Genomic DNA, 18,868 nt, shown 5'->3' with positions numbered 1-18,868 from the left:
ATCACCGGTCCGAGCCCATGGGCACGGGCCGGGGGACGCGATCGACCGACCGAAGCCGTCGGCATCGCATCCGCGTCCCCGCACTCGCACACCCCCACCCGCCGCGCAGCAAGGTCGCGAGCGCGCGACCCCGAGATCGGAGCCGTATCCGTGCACCCGCTGACCACCAGCGTGTTCGACCTCCCCGACCACCTCTCGGCCAAGGCCGACCCCCAGCTGACCGCCGGGGACGAACAGCACTTCGCGGCCGTCGCCGAGGGCCTTCGGCAGACGATCGCCGAGGTGTCCGAGCGACTCGACGCCGCGCGCAGGGCGCCCGGCGGCATCGGCCGAGGGGCGATGGACCGGGACAGCGAAATCCACCGGCTGACCGCGCGGCTGCGCGTGCTGCGCCGCTTCGGGTGGGACCTGTGCCTCGGCCGCATGGTCGGCGCCGACGACGGCCGGCCCTTGTACGTCGGACGGTTCGGCCTCACCGACGGCGCGGGCGACCGCCTGCTCATCGACTGGCGGTCCCCGGCGGCCGAGCCGTTCTTCGCCGCCACCCACGCCGACCCGATGGGTCTGTCCAGCCGCCGCCGGTACCGCTGGACCCGCGGCCGGATCGGCGACTACTGGGACGAGGTGTTCACCGCCGAAGGGCTGGAAGGACATGCCGCGCTCGACGACCAGTCCGCGTTCATCGCCACTCTGGGCGGCGACCGGTCGTCCCGGATGCGGGACGTGCTCGGCACCATCCAGACCGATCAGGACGCCATCATCCGGGCCGGATCCCGCGGCGCGCTCGTCGTCGACGGCGGCCCGGGAACGGGCAAGACCGTCGTCGCCCTGCACCGCACCGCCCACCTCCTCTACTCCGACCCCAGGCTCGGGCACCGCCGTGGCGGCGTGCTGTTCGTCGGTCCGCACCGCCCCTACCTGGCCTACGTAGGGGATGTCCTGCCCAGCCTCGGCGAGGAGGGCGTGCAGACCTGCACCCTCGGGGACCTCGTGGCCGAAGGTGCCGCGGCAGCGGTCGAGAGCGACCCCGAGGTGGCCCGGCTGAAGTCCTCCGCGGACCTGGTGAAGGCGGTCGAGGCGGCCGTCAGGATGTACGAGGAGCCGCCCGCCCGGGGCATGACGGTCACCACCCATTGGTCCGACATCCCGCTGACCGCCGACGACTGGGCCACGGCGTTCGAGGCGGTGGAGCCCGGCACCGCCCACAACGAGGCCCGCGAGCAGATCCGGACGGAACTGATCACGATCCTGTTCGACAAGCACCGGTGGGACAACGACGGCGACGAGGAGGACGTCCCGCCCGAGCTGTTCCGCACGTCGCTGCTGCGGAACCGGGAACTGACCGCCGCCCTCGACCGGGCCTGGCCGACGCTCGAACCGGCCGAACTCGTCGCGGACCTCTGGTCGGTGCCCGCCTTCCTGCGCAGGTGCGCTCCCCACCTCAGCCGGGAGGAGGCGCGGACGCTCCAGCGGGCGGATGCCCACCGCTGGACGGTGTCCGACCTGCCGCTCCTCGACGCGGCACGCCGGCGGCTCGGCGACCCGGGGGCGTCCCTGCGCAAGCGCCGCCACGACGCGTCCGTCGCCGCCGAACGCGAGCGCATGGCCGGGGTCATCGACAGCGTGCTCGCCGCCGACGTCGACGGCGAGGGCGCGGTGACGATGCTGCGCGGCAAGGACCTCCAGGACAGCCTGATCGAGGGGACGGCGCCGGGCGACACCGACCGGGACCCGCTCGCCGGGCCGTTCGCGCACATCGTCGTGGACGAGGCCCAGGAACTGACGGACGCCGAGTGGCAGATGCTGCTGGAGCGTTGCCCGTCCCGGAGCTTCACCATCGTCGGCGACCGGGCACAGGCCAGGCACGGATTCACCGAGTCCTGGCGGCAACGGCTGGAGCGGGTCGGCCTGGACCGGATCACGATGGCCTCGCTGAGCGTCAACTACCGCACCCCGGAAGAGGTCATGGCGCGGGCCGAGCCGGTCATCCGTGCCGCGATCCCCGACGCCAACGTCCCGACGTCCGTCCGAAGCAGCGGACTTCCGGTCGTGCACGGGTCCGTGACGGAGCTGAAGTCGGCGGTCGACAACTGGCTCGCGGCGCACGCCGAAGGGGTGGCCTGCGTCATCGGCGCCCCCGCGTTCCGCGAGACCTCGCGCGTCCGCTCGTTGACCCCGGCCCTGGCGAAGGGCCTTGAGTTCGACCTGGTCGTCCTCGTCGACCCCCAGGACTTCGGCACGGGTGTCGAGGGCGCGGTGGACCGCTACGTCGCGATGACCCGGGCGACCCGACAACTGGTCATCCTGACCACCCCCGAGCAGCCCGCGCGTTAGAGGGTGTCACGGAACCTATTGCCCTTCACCACCGCGGAGTCGGCGTCGACCCCGACGCACGCGTCCGGCACCGGGCCGAGATCCTCATCGACGCGCCGCTGCGCACCGTCTGGAAGATCCAGACCGACATCGAGCGCCGGCCGTCCTGGCGACCTCAAGGCCACCGCCGAGGCCACCGCGCGCCCGCGGCCGTGATGTCGCCTCCTGGGGCGCCCGGCCCGCGACGGGACCGGGCGACGGGGTGCGGCCCGTGGCGAGCGGGCCGCACCCCACCGGTCACAGGCCGCGGGTCAACCGCTCGGTGAGGAGCCGGGTGAAGCGGGCCGGGTCGGGCAGGTCGCCGCCCTCGGCGAGCAGCGCGCTGCCGTACACGAGCTCCGCGATCTCCTTCAGGGAGGCGTCGTCCGCGTTCGCGCCGTGCGCCGCGCGCAACGCGGTGATCAGCGGGTGCGTGGGGTTGAGCTCCAGGATCCGCTTGACCGGGGGCATCTGCTGACCCATCGCCCGGTACATCTTCTCCAGGGTCGGAGTCATGTCGTCGGCGTCACCGACCACGCACGCGGCCGACGTCGTGAGCCGTGACGACAGGCGGACCTCCTTGACCTCGTCCGACAGCGCGGCGGTCAGCCAGGGCAGCAGGGCGGCGAACCCCTCGTCGCGCTTCGCCCCGGACTCGGCGTCCTCGTCGTCCCCGGTGGACCCGCCCAGGTCCACCTGACCCTTGGCGATCGACTGCAACCGGTGGCCGTCGAAGGCGGGCACCTGGTCCGTCCAGACCTCGTCGACCGGGTCGGTCAGGATCAGCACCTCGTAGCCCTTGGCGGCGAACGCCTCCATGTGCGGCGAGTTCTCCACCGTGGTGCGGTTCTCGCCCGTCAGGTAGTAGATGGTGTCCTGACCCTCCCGCATGCGCTCGACGTAGGCGCGCAGGGTGGTGGTCGTCCCCTTGTCGTGCGTGGAGTCCGCGGACACCAGCTCCAGCAGGGCCTCGGTGTTGTCGACGTCCTCCAGCAGCCCCTCCTTCAGCACCCGACCGTACTGGCCCCACAACTCCGCGTAGCGCTCGGCGTCGTTGTCGCGCACGGTCTTGAGGGCACCGAGCACCTTCTTGACCAGGCGTCGGCGCACGCTGCGGATCTGCCGGTCGTGCTGGAGGATCTCGCGGGAGATGTTCAGCGACAGGTCGTGGGCGTCCACCACCCCCTTGACGAAGCGCAGGTAGTTCGGCATCAGCGCTTCGCAGTCGTCCATGATGAACACGCGCTTGACGTACAGCTGCACCCCGCGCTTGCTCTCCCGGGAGTACAGGTCGAACGGCGCCCGCGACGGCACGAACAGCAGGGCCTCGTACTCGAAGTTGCCCTCGGCCCGCATGTGGATGGTCTCGGCCGGATCCTGCCAGTCATGGCTGATCTGGCGGTAGAACTCGTGGTACTCGGCCTCGGTCACCTCGCTGCGCGGCCGGGCCCAGATCGCCTTCATCGAGTTGAGCGTCTCGACGTCGCTCGTCGTGACGTCCTCGGCGTCGGTCCGCTCGACCGCCATCCGGATCGGCCACCGGATGAAGTCCGAGTACTGCTTCACGATCTGCCGGATCTTGTGCTCGGCCAGGTAGTCCGCCAGCCCGTCCTCACCGTCGACGGGCTTGAGGTGCAGGGTCACCGAGGTACCCACGGGCAGACCGTCGACGGACTGGATCTCGTAGGTGCCCTCACCGTCGGACTCCCACCGGGTCCCCTCTTCGCCGCCCGCCCGCCGGGTGTGCAGGGTGACCCTGTCCGCGACCATGAACGCCGAGTAGAAGCCCACGCCGAACTGCCCGATCAGGCTCTGCGCCGCGGCGGCGTCGTCGGCCTCCTTGATCTTCTCCAGCAGGCCGGCGGTGCCCGACTTGGCGATCGTGCCGATCAGCTCCACGAGGTCGTCGCGGGTCATGCCGATGCCGTTGTCCCGGACGGTCAGCGTGCGGGCGTCGGGGTCGGTCTCCAACGTGATGTGCAGATCGGAGGTGTCCGCGCCGAGATCGGCGTCGGTCAGTGACTCCAACCTCAGTTTGTCCAGGGCGTCCGAGGCGTTCGAGATCAACTCGCGCAGGAAGATGTCCTTGTTCGAGTAGATCGAATGGATCACCAAGCGAAGCAACTGACGCGTCTCGGCCTGGAATTCGAGCGTCTCGACACTGCTACCCACTCTGGGAGCTCCCTTCTTTCCGGTTCCCTCGCATGATAGACGCGCCGCCGGCCCTCCCAAGGCCCGTCGGCGCGACCGGCAGCCGCAGGACCAGGCGGGCGCCGTGCGCGGCGTCCTCGGCGGTCAGTGTGCCGCCGTGATGGGCCGACAGGTCCCGGGCGATGGCGAGGCCCAGGCCCGCACCCCCGTGATCGCGGCTACGGGAGTCGTCGAGCCGGGTGAAGCGCTCGAAGACCCGCTCCCGGTCGGCCGCCGGGATGCCGGGGCCGTCGTCGGTGACCTCCAGCACGGCCGTACGCGGGCCCGGGCCGCCCGTGGTGCGCAGGGTGATCTCCACCCGCCGGTCCGCGTAACGCTGGGCGTTGTCCAGCAGGTTGGTGACGATCCGGCCGATCCACAGGGCGCTGCCCGTGATCCGCACGCCCTCCTCCAGGCGCCGGCGTACGGGAACCCGGTCGCCCGGCCGCACCCCCACGGCTTCGTCCACCAACGCCGTCAGATCGAGATCGGCGGCGGCCACGGGCTGCGCCGCGTCGATGCGGGCCAACAACAGGAGGTCGGAGGCCAGGTGCTGCAGCCGCTCGACGTCCTGGAGGGCACCACCGATGAGCTCCGGCCACAGCTCCGGGTCCCGTACGGCCAGCGCCACCTCCAACTGCGTGCGCAGCACGGTGATGGGGGAACGCAGTTCGTGCGAGGCGTCGGCGATGAACTGCCGTTGACGGGCCCCGGAGGCCTCCAGCCGGTCCAAGGTGGTGTTCATGGTCTGCGCCAGGCGGGCGACCTCGTCGCGGGTGGCCGGGACCGGCACCCGGCGGTGCAGATCGCGGTCGGAGATCTCGGCCACCTCGGCGCGGATCGCCTCCACGGGCCGCAGCGCCCGGCCGGTCACCCGCCACGTCACCAGGGCCACGGTGGCCAGCAGCAGCGGCATGCCCATCACGAGGGCGGCGGTGGTCGTGTCGTCGGCGGCGTCCGCGTCGCGCAGGGACGCCCCGGCGTAGACGACGGCCGGGCCGCTCGGCGTGTCGGTGACCACCTGGACGACCCGCTGCCGGTGGTCGCCGCCCAACGGGCGCACCCGCCAGGTCTGGAAGCGGACCCCGGGCGGGCCGGGGTTCGCCGCGGAGAACGCGGTGAACGCGGGGACGTCGATGAGGTTGGGCGTGGCGAACAGCACGCGTCCGTCGGCGCCCACGACCTGGACGAACTCGACGCCGCGGGCCATCGGTCGGACCCGGTCCAGTCGGCCGGCCGCGGCGAGCTGCGCCACGCTGTCGGCCTGCCGGCGCGCGTCGTTCTCCGCGTTGCGCAGCAGGTTGGCCTCCAGCAGGCCGAGCAGGGCGAACGAGGCCAGCGACAGGGCCGCCGCCACGACGAGACACGCCCCCGCGGTCGCCCGGGCCCGCACCGTGGTGGGCCACAGCCGCCGCAGCCCCGGCCACCGCAGCAGCGCCGCGCCGCCGAGCGCGCGTACGCCGACGGCCGGGCGACCGTTGCGGAGCCGGTGCCGCAGGACGCGCCCGCGCGCCATCGACCCGTGGCCGAACAGATCACGGAACCGGAGGCCGCGCAGCCGCAGGCCGCGTACCGCCAGCGGACCGCGGCGGTCGGCGCCGGCGGGGGGACGCTCAGCCACCGTCGGCCGCCAGTCGGTAGCCCGCCCCGCGCACGGTCTCCAACGCGGCCCGCCCGAACGGCGCGTCGATCTTCCGCCGCACGGCGCTGACGTGCACCTCGACCACGTTGGGGTCACCCTCGAAGGCGCTGTCCCACACCTGCTCCAGGATGTCCCGCTTGGGCACCACCTCGCCCGAGCGCCGGGCCAGGCACTCCAGGACGGCGAACTCCCGGGCGGTGAGACGTATGTCGGTGCCGTCGCGGGCGCACGAACGCCGGGCGGGGTCGATCACCAGGTCGCCGCAGCGCAGCACCTGCGGGCTGCGGCGGCCCGTGCGCCGCGCGAGGGCCCGGAGCCGGGCGACGAGGACCAGGTAGGAGAACGGTTTGGACAGGAAGTCATCGGCGCCGGTGTCCAGCGCCTCCGCCTCGTCGTACTCGCCGTCCTTCGCGGTGAGCATCAGGATCCCCGACTCGTTGCCGGCGGCGCGCAGCTTCGCGCAGACGCGGTAGCCGTTCAGGCCGGGCAGCATGATGTCGAGCACGATCAGCTCGTAGTCGTGCTCCGTGGCCATCCACAGGCCCTGGAGGCCGTCGTGGGCCACGTCGACCGTGAATCCCTCGGACTGAAGCCCCCGCTGCAGGGCCACGGCCAGCCGCCGTTCGTCCTCCACCACCAGTACGCGCATGCCGAACAGGGTCTCAGGCCCGGGCCGCGGGAGGCTGAAGAGGTCTTCAGCCGGCTTCAGCAGGGCTTCAGGATCGGCTCGGCATGCTCGGGAACCCGCCGGGTGAAGCGCCCGGTTGTCCTGAGGAGCAACGGTATGTCTGACTCGTCCATCCCGCCGTCCGCGCAGCCCGAACCGTCCGGGAAGCCCGGCCCGTCCGGCCCGTCCGGCCCGTCCGCGCCGGAGGACGGCGCACCGGCCGCCGGCTCCCGGGGGCGTGCGGCCGTGGGCCGGCTGGTGCCCCGGGGCAACGGCGCCCGCTGGGCCGCGGTCGGCATCGCCGTGGTGGTCGTCGGTGGGGGAGTGGCGGCCCTGGCGGCGGCCGAGCACCACCACGACCGCCAGGACGGGCCGCGCCTGATCCGGACCGCGCCGGGCCCCGGCGGGCCGGGGGAGTACCGGGCCGAAGGCGCCCCCGGTCGCGGTCACCGGGCGGGCCCCGAGAAGCACGGGGCGTTCGGCGGCCCGGCGGCCCCGGGCGGGCGGGGCGGCGCCGCCCCGGCGGCCCCGGCGCCGCTGCCCTCCCTGGCCATCGGCGACGCGGCCGCGAAGGCGGCGGCCGCGGTGACCGGCGGGAAGGTGGAGAGCCTGCGCGTGGTCGCGCAGCAAGGCGGGGGCAGCGCCTGGCTGGCGGTGGTCCTCGGCCCGGACGGCGTCCGCCACTCCGTCACGGTGTCCGGCACGGACGGAGCCATCACCGGCAACACCCCCGTGGACCGGTAGGGCGAGGGCGGCAGGCCCCGGCCGCGGCGCGTGGTGGACGACTGCGACCGGGGGCCCGACCGCCCCGCGCGGTGGACGGGGTCGGGCGCCCCCGACGGAGGAGGACCGCGGTGGATCGTGCCGGCGCCCGTGCAGGCCTCGGAGGAGTACCTGGCGTGGCCGTGAAGGAGACCACGCAGCGGTGGCGACGATCGGGTGACCCTTCTGGTCGCGGGCGCGGTGCTACGGGGGAGCGGTGCGGCGGTAGGAGGCTGTTGAGCCCCAACTCCGCTCACTGATAGGGCAGTTCACTGGACGCACACCCTTGCCGGATGGGGCTGCGTGACCAATGATGCTCCGGGCGTTCGGATTTCGGCTCGGGACGGACCCCGTGCTCACGCCCGCGCCCGGCCGGCCAGGAGGCGTACCGTGCGGACGTACCGTCGTACGAGCAGATCGTTCGTGGTCGCCGGCGCGGCCCTCGCCCTCGTGGTCGGGGTCTCCCCACCGGCGTTCGCCGCGCCGCCGCCGGGCCTACCGGTCAACGCCGACGCGATCGAGCTGACGTACCAGCCCGCCTTCGACTACGACACCGACGGCTGCTACCCGACGCCGGCCATCGGCTCCACCGGAGCTCTGAACGGCGGACTCAGTCCCACCGGCGCCCTCAACGGCAACTGCCGGGACGCCTCGGACCTCGACAACACCAACAGCTACTCGCGATCGACCTGCAACAACGGTTGGTGCGCCGTCGTGTACGCGCTGTACTTCGAGAAGGACCAGGCGATCCCCGGCATCAGCCTCGGCGGGCACCGCCACGACTGGGAACACGTCGTGGTGTGGATCCAGGGCAACGAGGCGAAGTACGTGGCGACGTCGGCCCACGGGGACTTCGTCGTCCACGCGCGAGACCGGATCCGCTGGGACGGCAACCACGCCAAGGTCGTCTACCACAAGGACGGCATCGGCACCCACTGCTTCCGCGCGGCGAACACCAACGACGAACCGGCCGAGAACCACGAGCGCACCTGGCAGTTCCCGGCGCTCGTCGGATGGAACGGCTATCCGCCCGGCCTACGGGACACGTTGACCCGGGCCGACTTCGGCAGCGCCCACTTCGGCCTCAAGGACGGCTCGTTCTCCTCGCACCTGGCCAAGGCCAAACCGGCCGGCATCCCCTTCGACCCGAACGCGTAGGGCGTCCGCGCCCCGCCGGCTGCCGTCACCGCTCCGAAGACGGGCGGCAGTAACGGCGTACGAGTGCGGCGTGCTGGGGGAAGCGGCGCAGCAGGTCGGCGGTCCGGCCGAGGGTCATGTCGGCGTAGTCGAACCCGGGGGCGACGGCCTCGCTGATCAGTGCGTGGTCCCCGGCGGTGAGGTGCGACGCCTTCCACACGCCGCCGGGCACCGCGAGGGTGAGGGACTGCCCCCGGCCGGGGTCCTGGCCGAGGACCTCGGTGGTGTGCCGGCCGTCCGGGTGGATCAGGTGGTAGGTGATCGGTTCGCCGTGGTGGTGGAAGTGCAGGATGTCGGACTCGTTGAGGTGCCAGTGCCCGACGGGTGACCAACTGGTCAGCAGGTAGTGGATCGAGGTCAGGGTGTAGCGCTCACCGCGGGGCGTCCTGGTGCGCGGGCGGTGGTCGGCCTGGAAGGTGCGTCGGAAGTACCCGCCCTCCACGTGCGGTTCCAGGCCGAGGGTGTTGATCCAGTCCCGCGCGGTGGGCACACGGCCTCCTTCGATCGGTCGGCCTCCTCCACCGCGCCCGGCCGGCGCGAGCACCGCGCCCGACGGCGCGAGCCGGGGCCCGTCGCACAAACCCTACGGGGCCGCGGTGGACGGCCACCGCGGCCCGCGATCACCGGGCGGCGGCCGGCCCGGCGCGCCGCCGACGGCGACGCGCCCGCGCCCGGGGCGGCGCACCGCGTCAGCCGCCGTCCCCGGTCGTGATGCGCGCGCACTGTCGTACCACCGCTGCCAGGCTGCCCTCCGCGCGCAGCAAGGAGCGTTGGACGCGGGCCCCGTTGCCGCGTTCCAGGAGCTCGGCGATGCCCGCCCGGACGAGGTCGTCGTCGCCGAGGTCGACGAGTGCTTCGCGGACGTGCTGGTAGAGCGCCTCGACGGCGGCCTCCGCGGCGGCCTCCCGCATGGTCTCCGGGTGGAGGAGGGGCCCGTCGAGTCCGGAGCGGCCGGCCTGCCAGGAGGCCAGCCGCAGCAGGCTGGTGCTGATCCTCGCGGGAGGGTCCCCGGCCCGCCAGGCGCGGGCGGCGGTCTCCACCAGTCCCCGTGCCAGCGCCGCCAGGAGGACCGGGGTGGAGGCGTGCAGGGCGACGTCCGCGACCCTGATCTCCACGGTCGGGTACGAGGCCGACAGTCGGGCGTCGAAGTAGATCATCCCGGTGTCGTGGAGGACACCCGTGCCCACCATGGCAGCCACTTCTTCGTGATAGCGGTCCGCGGAACCGAACACGTCCACCGGGCCCGCGGAGGGCAGCCGGTTCCAGACCCGGCTGCGGTAGCTCGCGTACAGGCTGTCCTCGCCCTGCCAGAACGGCGAGTTCGCGCTCATCGCGGTGAGGACGGGCAGCCACGGCCGGATCCGGTCGAGGACGGCCACCCCCTCCTCGTCCGACTCGACCGACACGTGCACGTGGCAGCCGCAGGTCAGTTGCTCCTGCGCGGTCATGCCGAACTGCCGCGCCACCCATTCGTAGCGCGGTCCGGTACTGAGGGACGGCCGTACCGCCAACGGCGAGGTGCCGACCGCCACGACGAGCCCGCCGGCGGTGGCGGCGTGCCGGGCGGCTTCGCCGCGCCAGCGGACGATCTCCTCGTGGAGCTCGCCCATCTCCGTCACCGGCTTGGTCGCGAACTCGACCTGCTCCTTCTGGAGCTCCGCCTCGAAGGTGTGGCCCTCGGCCGCGTCCCCGCCCGTGCGGCCCTCCCCGTCGGCGGGCGCGCAGGCACGGTCGGCGGCGGCGAGCACCGCCCCCGACAGGGCCCGGGCCTCGCCGCTGTCGGCGTCCACCAACAGCAGTTCCTCTTCGACACCTACGCTGCGCATACGACCGCCTGTCTCGTCATGGATCGAACCGATCTCCGCCTGCCCCGCTCGCGGCCCGGTATACCCGAGAGACAGCGTTCCGTTTGTCGGCCGGTTCTCGCCGTCGACCCGCGGTCGATCCGTGGTGGACGTGCGGTGGACCCCTCGGTCGGCCCGTGGCCGACGCGCCCTCGACCCGAGCCGGCGCACTCGTGGCGTGGCGCTCGCGCCACTACCGGCGAGTAGTGCGGACGTTCGCGACATTGCTCCGGATGATTTCACCAAGAATTTACCGCCCCCTCGGGGCGCTATTCCTGTGTGACGAGCGCCACAAGTAATTCTCTGGACGCACCACGTCGGCACTGTCTCTAATGGGTCTTCGTGTCCGGCCGACGATCTTGGCCGGGTATCTACGGGGGAAATTCCCGAATCTTGTCGTTGGCAATGGTGCTGAACGAGAGGTCGGAGCGGTGTCAGTGATCCTGGCGGGCGAGAAATGGTCCGGACAATTCAATTCGAGTGACGTGGTACGGCAATGCTGACCCGGTTGCTCCCGAAGCGCGGCCCTGCCCGCACCCTCACCGGCATCACGCTGGTGCACACCCTCGGACAAGGCATGTGGATGGCGCTGAACGCCATCTACGCCACGTCCGTCCTGAAGCTCTCACCCGGCGAGTTCGGCATCGGAGTCGGTGTCGCCGCGGGCGTCGCGCTCGCCTTGAGCACTCCCAGCGGCCACCTGGCCGACCGGATCGGCCCGCGGGCCGTGCAGATCTGGTCCTTCCTCGCCCTCGGACCACTCACCGCCGCCCTGCTGTTCGTCGACGGGTTCCGCCAGTACCTGCTGGTGCTGTCCCTACAGGCCGTCGCGTACAGCGCCAGTCGCAGCGCCCGGATGGCCATGGTCGCCGGACTGATCCCACCCGAGGACCGGGTCTCCGTCCGCGCCTACCTACGGGCCACCAGCAACGTCAGCGTCTCCGTCGGGGCCGCCCTCGCCGGCCTGGCGCTCGTGGTCGACACGCCCGCCGGCTACCGGGCCGCCGTCGTGCTCAACGCCGCCACGTACCTGGCCACCGGCCTGCTCACGCTGCTTCTCCCGGCCGTGCCGCCACAACCGGCCCGACCCGGGCCCGCCCTGGTCGTCCTGCGCGACCGGCCCTTCCTCACGTTCGTCGTGCTGGACGGCCTGCTCTCCATGCACAACCTGCTGCTGGACGTGGTCCTGCCGCTCTGGGTGCTCCACCACACCGGCGCGCCCCGCTGGATGATCGCCGTCATCCTCATCACCAACACCGTCGCGGTCGTCCTGCTCCAGGTCAGAGCCGCGCGCGGAACCGACGAACCGGGCGCCGCGGCGCGGGCGTCCCGGGCCGGGTCACTGTGCCTCGGCGTCGCCTGCGTGATCTTCGCCCTCACCGAGGGCGCCTCCGCGGCCGTCGCCTGCGCCCTGCTCGTCGCCGGCGCGCTGGCGCACGTCCTCGGCGAGATCCGGCAGTCGGCCGGCAGTTGGGGCATGTCCTTCGGCCTCGCCCCGGAGCACGCCCAGGGCCAGTACCAGGGCACGGCCGCGATGGGCGCCGACCTCGGCAAGATGATCGCGCCCGCCCTGCTCACCTGGCTGGCCATCGAGCACGGCGCCGTCGGGTGGCTGATCATGGCCGTCGGATTCGCCGCGGTCGGAGCCCTGATGCCGCCCGTCGCGCGCTGGGCCGACCGCGTCGGACGATCCGCGCGCACCCGCGAGCCCGCCGCCTCGTAAATCCCGGCTGCTCTTCCCACCCTTTCGGACATTGCTCCGCCATTCCACCATCCGGTCCATCCGACATTCCACGCCGTGCACGCCCGCCCGGTTCCCGGGTTCCGTCGGCGTGCGCGCATTCCGGAAGGTCTGCGCACCGATCCGGACGGCTTTTCCGTGCACCGCACCGCGCGGGAATACCGCTCCTCATTGCCCGCAGTCCTGAAAAGCGCCATCGAACGAGGGGAATCACGTCCGTGGGCGAAATGCCTGCCGCCACATCCGCCGCGCCCGAAGAGACGCCGCACGCGGCTCCGGCCCTCCAGCTCCCCGTCCGGGACGACGCGGGCGGCGCGTCGCCGTCGACATCACAGCTCACGCACTCCTGGACCGACCACGCCTTCCAGCCGCTGAGCGAGTTCGTCGAGGCCCGGGGGCTCGACGCGGCCGACCTGTTCAACGCGGCGTTCACCGTGCTGCTGCACCGCTACAGCGGCCAGGACGACCTCGTCCTGGCCCGCGCCGGCGGCCCGAGGGACCCCGACCGGGTCCATCCCGTCGCCGTCCGCTCCCGCATCGGGGACGACGTCACCTTCGTGACCCTCACCGCCGCGCTCTCCGCCCGCCACCGCGCCGCGACGCGCGACGCCGAACGCGCCGACGTCCCCGCCGACCTCGGCACCGGACTGCGCGTCGGCTTCCTCAGCCGCGACACCCCGGACCGGGCCGGGGCGGCGGCCCCGCGGCCCGACGGCCTCGACCTCCTCCTGGAGGTCGAGCAGACCCCCGACACCGTCCGCTTCGCCCTGACGTACGACGCCGCCCTGTTCACGGAGGCGTTCGTCTCCCGCATGGCCGCCAACTACCGCACGCTCCTCCTCGACGCGTGCCGCCGTCCCACGGCCCCGGTGGGCGAGCTGGCCGTGATCTCGCCGGCGGAGACGCGCCACCTGCTCACGGAACTCAACGCCACCGCCCGCCCCTACCCCCACGACACGACGCTCCACGCGCACGTCGAGGCCCAGGCCGCCCGCACCCCCGAGGCCCCGGCCGTGGAGTGGCGGGACACCACCTTGACCTACCGCGAGCTCGACGAGCAGGCCAACCGGATCGCCCGCGCCCTGCTGGCCCACGGTGTCGCGCCCGGCTCGCGCGTCGGCGTCTCCGTCGCCCGCACCCACCGCACCGTCTGCCTCCTCCTCGCCGTCCACAAGGCGGGCTGCGCCTACGTCCCCCTGGACCCGGCCTACCCCGCCGACCGGCTCCGCGACATCGCCGCGACCGCCGACATGGCCGCCGTGGTGTACGAGGACGCGCCCGGCACCCAGGCGGCGACCCCGGCCGCCTCCGGACCCGCGCCCTGGCTCGACGCCGTGCCCGCGGCCGCCCTGCCCTGGGGCGAACTGTGGGAGAAGGCGGGCGCCGAACGCCCCGACCCGCCGGAGGTCGACGTCGACCCGGCCGCCACCACCCACCTGATCTACACCTCCGGCTCGACCGGCCTGCCCAAGGGCGTCGTCATCAGCCACCGCAACGTGGCCGCGTTGCTCGCCTGGGCCCACGACACCTACCGACCGGCGGACCTGGCCCGGGTCCTGTTCGCCACCTCCCTCAACTTCGACCTCTCGGTGTTCGAGCTCTGGGCCCCGCTCACCACCGGCGGTCGGGTCGTCGTCGTCGACAACGTCCTCGCCCTCACCGAGGACGACACCCTGCGCCCGAGCCTGGTCAACACCGTCCCCAGCGCCCTGAACGTACTGCTCCAGCGGTCGGCCGTGCCCGCCTGCACGACGGTCCTCAACGTGGCCGGTGAACCCCTGGCGAAGGAACTCGTCAACGCCGCCTTCGCGACCACCGGCGTCGAACGGCTCCACAACCTCTACGGACCGTCCGAGGACACCACGTACTCGACCTGGAAGTGCTTCACCGGCCCGGTCACCGGCAGCCCGACCATCGGCGTTCCCGTCCACAACACGGTGGCCCACCTCCTGGACGCCCGCGGGCAGTTGGTGCCCCGTGGCGTGGTCGGTGAGCTCCACCTCGGCGGGGCCGGCCTCGCCGACGGGTACATCAACGACCCCGGGCGCACCGCCGCCGTGTTCGTCCCCGCCCCGCCGCACCTACCAGCGGGTACCCTCTACCGCACCGGCGACCTGGCCTGCTGGACGGAGGACGGCGAACTGCGGTTCATGGGCCGCAAGGACAACCAGGTCAAGGTCCGCGGCTTCCGCGTCGAACTCGGCGAGATCGAGTCCGTGCTCCGCGAGGTCGTGGGCCTGCGGGACGTCGCGGCCCTCGCCGTCCGCACCGACGACGACACCCGGCTGGTCTGCTGGGTCGGTCTCGAAGGCGCCCACGTCCCCGTCGAGGCGATGGCCGACCACCTGCGCCGCAAGCTCCCGCACTACATGCAGCCCGCCAGGATCCTGGTCGAGGAACGGCTCCCGCAACTGCCCAACGGCAAGGTCGACCGCAAGGCCCTCGCCGCCCGCGCCGTCGACTGGAGCGCCCACGAGGGCGCCGACCGCGCCTTCACCACCGACGACCCCGACGAGGCCGCCGTCGCCGCCGTCTGGACCGACCTGCTCGGCGTCGCCCAACTCGGCGCCGACCGCGACTTCTTCTCCGTCGGCGGCCACTCGCTGCTGGCCAACCTGCTCGCCGCCCGACTCGGCGACGCCGCCGGCCGCACCGTGCGCGTCGCCGAGATCTACGAGCACCGCACCCTGACGGCCCAGGCCCGGCTGCTGCGCCACAAGCGCGAACAGGCCCCCGTCGCCACCGCCGAGCAGGGGGCCGAAGCCCGGCTCACCGCCGTCGCCGAGACCCTCCACGCCTCCGGCCTCGGCCACGGCGTCCCCGGTGCCGCCGCCGCCGTGTACGTCGACGGCACCCTACGGTTCGTCCACCACGGCGTCGACGACGTCGAGACCGGCGCCCCCCGCGGCGAGGCCTCCCGCCAGCGGGTCACCTGCATCACCAAGCCGATGCTGGCCTTCACCGCCCTGCGTCTGGTCGACCGCGGTCTGGTCGGCCTGGACGAGTCCCTCGCCACGGTGCTGCCGCGGGCCTTCCGCCGGAGCGACGGCCGCACCGTCGACGTGACGCTGCGTCAACTCCTGTCTCACACCAGTGGGATCGACGACTCCTACGAGGTCTGGCACGACACCGACCTCCCCGACCTCGACCGCTACCTCGACACCTTCTCCGGGTACGGTCAACTCTTCGAACCGGGCGAGGTGTTCGCGTACTCGGCCTGCGGCACCTCCATCGTCGCCGCGCTCATCGAGAAGCTCCTCGGCGTCCCCTGGCGCCGCGCCGTCAACGAGCTGATGCTGACCCCCCTCGGCATCAAGGAGATCCCCGAGACCTTCACCGAGGGCGGCCACTACGGGGACACCGTTTCCGCCGGCTACCTGTGGAGCGAGGCGGGACAGCGCTACGTCCGCCACGACCCGCCGCCCCAGACCATCGCCGACGACGCGGCCGGCTCCTTCTCCGTCTGCCTCACCCTCGACGAACTCGCCAGGATCGCGATCCTCGCCCTCCACGACGGCGTCGCCCCGAGCGGGGAGCGGTTGCTGTCCGCCGAGCTCGCCGCGCAGATGCGCACCCCGCAGATCGATGTCCCCGGACACCACTTCATGCACGCCTGGGGCCTGGGCTGGTTGATGTTCGGACCGACCGCCTTCGGCTTCAACTCCAACGGCAGCGGCCACCACAACTTCGTCCAGATCTTCCCCGAGCAGCGCACCTTCCTGATCCTGCTGGCCAACGCCTACCCCGCCTTCGGCCTCTACGAGGACCTGCTGCGCGCCCTCACCGGCGAGGGCCTCATCCGCACCGGCCGCCCCTTCGAACTGGACCTCGACGCGTGCGCCGGCCAGTACGACTCCGACGGCTACCGGCTCACGGTCCTGCACGGCCGCGAACACCTCGGGTACGAGTACTCCGAGCGCGGCCGGGACGGCCGGTGGCAACGCCTCGACGAGGGCGACCTCGTCCTCTCCGGCGCCGGCGGCTTCAGCTCCATGTCGAAGAAGAACGTCCTCGCCGGCTCCATCTCCTTCATCCCCGCCCCCGGAACCCGCCTCCCGGCCTTCGTGCGGATCGGCCAGAGGTTCGCCAGGAAGGTCCGATGACAACGCCCCGCGCAACCCGCGAACACGCGACGGCCACAGCCGTCACTCCCGAAGAAGTCACCCCCGTACAAGTCGCTCCCGCACAAGTCGCTCCCGTACAAGTCACCGCCAAACACGTCCTGTTCGTCACCTGGAAGACCGGCAACGCACCCGCGTTCGAAGCGGCCAAACGCCTCGGCCACCAGGTCACCCTCATCCGCTCGCTGCGCATGGAGAAGTCCCAGAACATCGACTTCGACGCCTCGCCCTACGGCGCGTTCGTCGACTCCGTGCACGTCCTCGACGACGCCACCGACTACGAGGCCCTGCGCGCCTGCGTCCTCGACGTCCACCGCCGCCGGCCCGTCGACGGGTTCGTCGCCACCGTCGACGCGCTCGTCGTACCGGTCGCCGAGATCGCCGAGGAGATCGGCGTCCCCTTCACCGCGGCCCGCGGCGCCCGCGCGGCCAAACTGAAGCACCGCTGCCGGGAGGTCCTCGCCGCCGCGGGCGTCGACAGCACCCGGCACACCGTCGTCACCGGCTTCGACGAGGCCGCCGCCTTCGCCGCGACCACCGGCTACCCCGTCGTCGTCAAACCCGCCCGCGGCTCCGCCAGCGAGGGCGCCCACGTCGTCCCCGACGAGGCCGCGCTGCGCGAGACCGTGGCCCGCGCCGTCGGCGACGAGGTCACGTACGAGGCGGGCATCCTCGTCGAGGAGTACCTCACCGGCCGTTTCGTCTCCGCCGAGATCGGACTCTCCCGCGGCCGCTTCCTCCCGCTGGCCGTCAGCGAACGCTCGACCTGGGACCGCCACGAGGCCCTGGAGACCGGCACCACCATCCCCGCCGCCATCGGCGCCGCGGACCACGCGGCCGTCATGGCCTTCGCCGAGGCCGTCGTCGGCGCCCTCGACCTGCGCCTCGGCATCTTCCACGTGGAGATCATGCTCGGCGCCGACGGTCGCCCCCGGCTCATCGAACTCAACCCGCGCATCATGGGGTCCTGCCTGCCGAACCTCTACCGGCTCGCCGGCGGCGGCGACATCTTCGACCTGCTGGTCCGCGTCCACCTCGACGAGGAGATCGAACCCCGCACCCCCACCTTCGACCGGTACGCGACCGTCCGCTGGTTCGGCGCCGCGGACCCGGCCCCCCGCCCCGACCGCGTGCCCGCCCTGGACTGGGCCGCCACCGACTACGGGGACTCCCTGCACGCGCTGACGGTCCGCTTCCCGGACGGCGACGTGCTGCCCGCCTGCCGGGGCAACCTCGGCAACTTCGGCGAGGTACAGGTCGTACACGCCGACCACGCGACATCGATCGGGATCGCGGAGCAGATCGTCGAACGGACGGCGGACCTGCTCGGCATCGAGGTGACGGGATGACCATGACCACACCCACCACGGCCCCCGCGGCGGCCCCCGCACAGGCCGCGCCCAGCCGGCCCTTCTTCGCCGAGACCCGGGCGCAGCTCGCCGGCCTCGGACTCCCGGACGCCGACCCCGCCGCCACGGAAAGCTCGGGCAAGACCTTCGAAGACGGCTGCCACTTCCGCGTCGAGGTGCCCACCGTCAACTCCGTACAGGCCGCCGAGACCCTCCTGTCGCAAAGCCGCCGCCGGGGCTTCACCATCAACCGGATCACCGAGACCCGCGGCATGTACCGGCACACCGCCCGGGAGATCGGCGAGTACGTCGCCCTCGGCCGGGAGTACGGGGCCGAGATCCTGATGTCGGTCGGCCCCCGCGCCAGCTACGACACCGGTGGCAGCGTCCAGACCCCCGAGGGCGTCCGGATCGGCTACCGGCTGCGCGGCCAGGAACAGATGGTGCGGGCCGTCGAGGACGTCAAACGCGGTCTCGAACTCGGCGTACGCGGCTTCGTGATCTACGACGAGGGCCTGCTGTGGGTGCTGAACCGGCTGCGCGCAGCCGGTGAACTCCCCCCGGACATCCACCTCAAGGTCTCCGCCCACTGCGGCCACGGCAATGCCGCCTCCGCCCAGATGCTGGAGATGCTCGGGGCCGACAGCTTCAACCCGGTCCGCGACCTGACCCTGCCCATGATCGCGGCGCTGCGCCAGGCGGTGTCCATCCCGCTCGACTGCCACGTCGACAACCCCCGGATGTCCGGCGGCTTCGTCCGTACCTACGAGGCACCCGAGTTCGTCCGGGTGGCCGCCCCGATCTACCTCAAGACCGGCAACAGCGCCCTGGAGGGGCACGGCGTCAGCCCCACTCTCAACCAGCTCGACGACATCCTGCGTCAGGTCGAGATCGTCACCGAGTTCCTCGACCGGCACCACCCCGAGGCCCGCCAGAGCCCCTCCGGCCTCCACCTGACGCCCGTCGGCCCCTGAGCCCGGCTCCCCACAGCACACAGACAGAG

The 18,868-nt window shown here is 72.5% G+C and carries 12 protein-coding genes and 1 pseudogene; 8 read left to right on the top strand and 5 right to left on the bottom strand.

What is annotated here, in order from left to right; all coding sequences use genetic code 11:
- Positions 1-150 precede the first annotated feature (150 nt).
- Both helR and ACZ4XJ_RS00855 read left to right on the top strand, forming a co-directional pair.
- Positions 151-2,334, top strand: a complete 2,184-nt coding sequence (helR, locus tag ACZ4XJ_RS00860) for an RNA polymerase recycling motor ATPase HelR (RefSeq protein ID WP_468494816.1) — start codon at positions 151-153, stop codon at positions 2,332-2,334.
- Positions 2,335-2,366: 32 nt separating this feature from the next.
- Positions 2,367-2,486, top strand: a pseudogene (locus ACZ4XJ_RS00855) (SRPBCC family protein); the annotation flags it as partial.
- A 124-nt stretch (positions 2,487-2,610) separates the two neighbouring features.
- Here ACZ4XJ_RS00855 and htpG read toward each other — a convergent pair.
- From htpG to ACZ4XJ_RS00840, 3 genes are all read right to left on the bottom strand, one after another.
- Positions 2,611-4,524 (bottom strand): molecular chaperone HtpG, encoded by a 1,914-nt coding sequence (htpG, locus tag ACZ4XJ_RS00850; RefSeq protein WP_468494815.1) that lies wholly within the window; start codon positions 4,522-4,524, stop codon positions 2,611-2,613.
- The gene (locus ACZ4XJ_RS00845; protein WP_468495429.1) at positions 4,517-5,959 is read right to left on the bottom strand and encodes a sensor histidine kinase; all 1,443 of its coding nucleotides are present in this window, start codon (positions 5,957-5,959) and stop codon (positions 4,517-4,519) included. The genes htpG and ACZ4XJ_RS00845 overlap by 8 nt, the downstream gene beginning before the upstream one ends.
- A gap of 196 nt (positions 5,960-6,155) precedes the next feature.
- Positions 6,156-6,833 carry a response regulator transcription factor gene (locus ACZ4XJ_RS00840; protein ID WP_362875506.1) on the bottom strand — a complete coding sequence of 226 codons (678 nt, stop codon included), beginning with the start codon at positions 6,831-6,833 and terminating at the stop codon, positions 6,156-6,158.
- 135 nt (positions 6,834-6,968) lie between these two features.
- Between ACZ4XJ_RS00840 and ACZ4XJ_RS00835 the strand changes: the two genes are divergently transcribed.
- Both ACZ4XJ_RS00835 and ACZ4XJ_RS00830 read left to right on the top strand, forming a co-directional pair.
- Positions 6,969-7,595: a hypothetical protein gene (locus ACZ4XJ_RS00835; protein WP_468494814.1), complete on the top strand. Its 627-nt coding sequence runs from the start codon at positions 6,969-6,971 to the stop codon at positions 7,593-7,595.
- Positions 7,596-8,003: 408 nt separating this feature from the next.
- Complete coding sequence (locus ACZ4XJ_RS00830) at positions 8,004-8,771, top strand: NPP1 family protein (protein WP_468494813.1); 768 nt, start codon at positions 8,004-8,006, stop codon at positions 8,769-8,771.
- 25 nt (positions 8,772-8,796) lie between these two features.
- Here ACZ4XJ_RS00830 and ACZ4XJ_RS00825 read toward each other — a convergent pair whose 3' ends face one another.
- The gene (locus tag ACZ4XJ_RS00825; RefSeq protein ID WP_468494812.1) at positions 8,797-9,300 is read right to left on the bottom strand and encodes a cupin domain-containing protein; all 504 of its coding nucleotides are present in this window, start codon (positions 9,298-9,300) and stop codon (positions 8,797-8,799) included.
- 199 nt (positions 9,301-9,499) lie between these two features.
- Positions 9,500-10,636, bottom strand: coding sequence for a glutamate--cysteine ligase (locus ACZ4XJ_RS00820; protein WP_362875503.1), 1,137 nt, complete (start codon positions 10,634-10,636; stop codon positions 9,500-9,502).
- A gap of 514 nt (positions 10,637-11,150) precedes the next feature.
- On the opposite strand from ACZ4XJ_RS00820, the gene ACZ4XJ_RS00815 reads away from it, so the two are divergent.
- The 4 genes from ACZ4XJ_RS00815 to ACZ4XJ_RS00800 all read left to right on the top strand — a co-directional run bounded on the left by ACZ4XJ_RS00815 (position 11,151) and on the right by ACZ4XJ_RS00800 (position 18,839).
- Positions 11,151-12,377: an MFS transporter gene (locus tag ACZ4XJ_RS00815; RefSeq protein WP_468494811.1), complete on the top strand. Its 1,227-nt coding sequence runs from the start codon at positions 11,151-11,153 to the stop codon at positions 12,375-12,377.
- Between the two features lie 245 nt (positions 12,378-12,622).
- Entirely contained in the window at positions 12,623-16,498 is a 3,876-nt protein-coding gene (locus tag ACZ4XJ_RS00810) for a non-ribosomal peptide synthetase (RefSeq protein WP_468494810.1), read from the top strand.
- Positions 16,495-17,865, top strand: a complete 1,371-nt coding sequence (locus ACZ4XJ_RS00805) for an ATP-grasp domain-containing protein (protein WP_468494809.1) — start codon at positions 16,495-16,497, stop codon at positions 17,863-17,865. Before ACZ4XJ_RS00810 ends, ACZ4XJ_RS00805 begins: the two co-directional genes overlap by 4 nt.
- Positions 17,862-18,839, top strand: a complete 978-nt coding sequence (locus tag ACZ4XJ_RS00800) for a peptidase (protein WP_468494808.1) — start codon at positions 17,862-17,864, stop codon at positions 18,837-18,839. Before ACZ4XJ_RS00805 ends, ACZ4XJ_RS00800 begins: the two co-directional genes overlap by 4 nt.
- Positions 18,840-18,868 lie beyond the last annotated feature (29 nt).

The sequence above is a fragment of the Streptomyces sp. NPDC029836 genome (assembly GCF_055574495.1).
The sequence above is the reverse complement of the archived record's forward strand: the minus strand, read 5'-3'. Positions and strand labels throughout refer to the sequence as shown.

Bases quoted from the DNA above. Each gene is read 5' to 3' on its own strand.
- ACZ4XJ_RS00840 (WP_362875506.1), bottom strand. From the start codon at position 6,833: ATGCGCGTACTGGTGGTGGAGGACGAACGGCGGCTGGCCGTGGCCCTG.
- ACZ4XJ_RS00835 (WP_468494814.1), top strand. From the start codon at position 6,969: ATGTCTGACTCGTCCATCCCGCCGTCCGCGCAGCCCGAACCGTCCGGG.
- ACZ4XJ_RS00820 (WP_362875503.1), bottom strand. From the start codon at position 10,636: ATGCGCAGCGTAGGTGTCGAAGAGGAACTGCTGTTGGTGGACGCCGAC.
- ACZ4XJ_RS00815 (WP_468494811.1), top strand. From the start codon at position 11,151: ATGCTGACCCGGTTGCTCCCGAAGCGCGGCCCTGCCCGCACCCTCACC.
- ACZ4XJ_RS00810 (WP_468494810.1), top strand. From the start codon at position 12,623: ATGCCTGCCGCCACATCCGCCGCGCCCGAAGAGACGCCGCACGCGGCT.
- ACZ4XJ_RS00805 (WP_468494809.1), top strand. From the start codon at position 16,495: ATGACAACGCCCCGCGCAACCCGCGAACACGCGACGGCCACAGCCGTC.
- ACZ4XJ_RS00800 (WP_468494808.1), top strand. From the start codon at position 17,862: ATGACCATGACCACACCCACCACGGCCCCCGCGGCGGCCCCCGCACAG.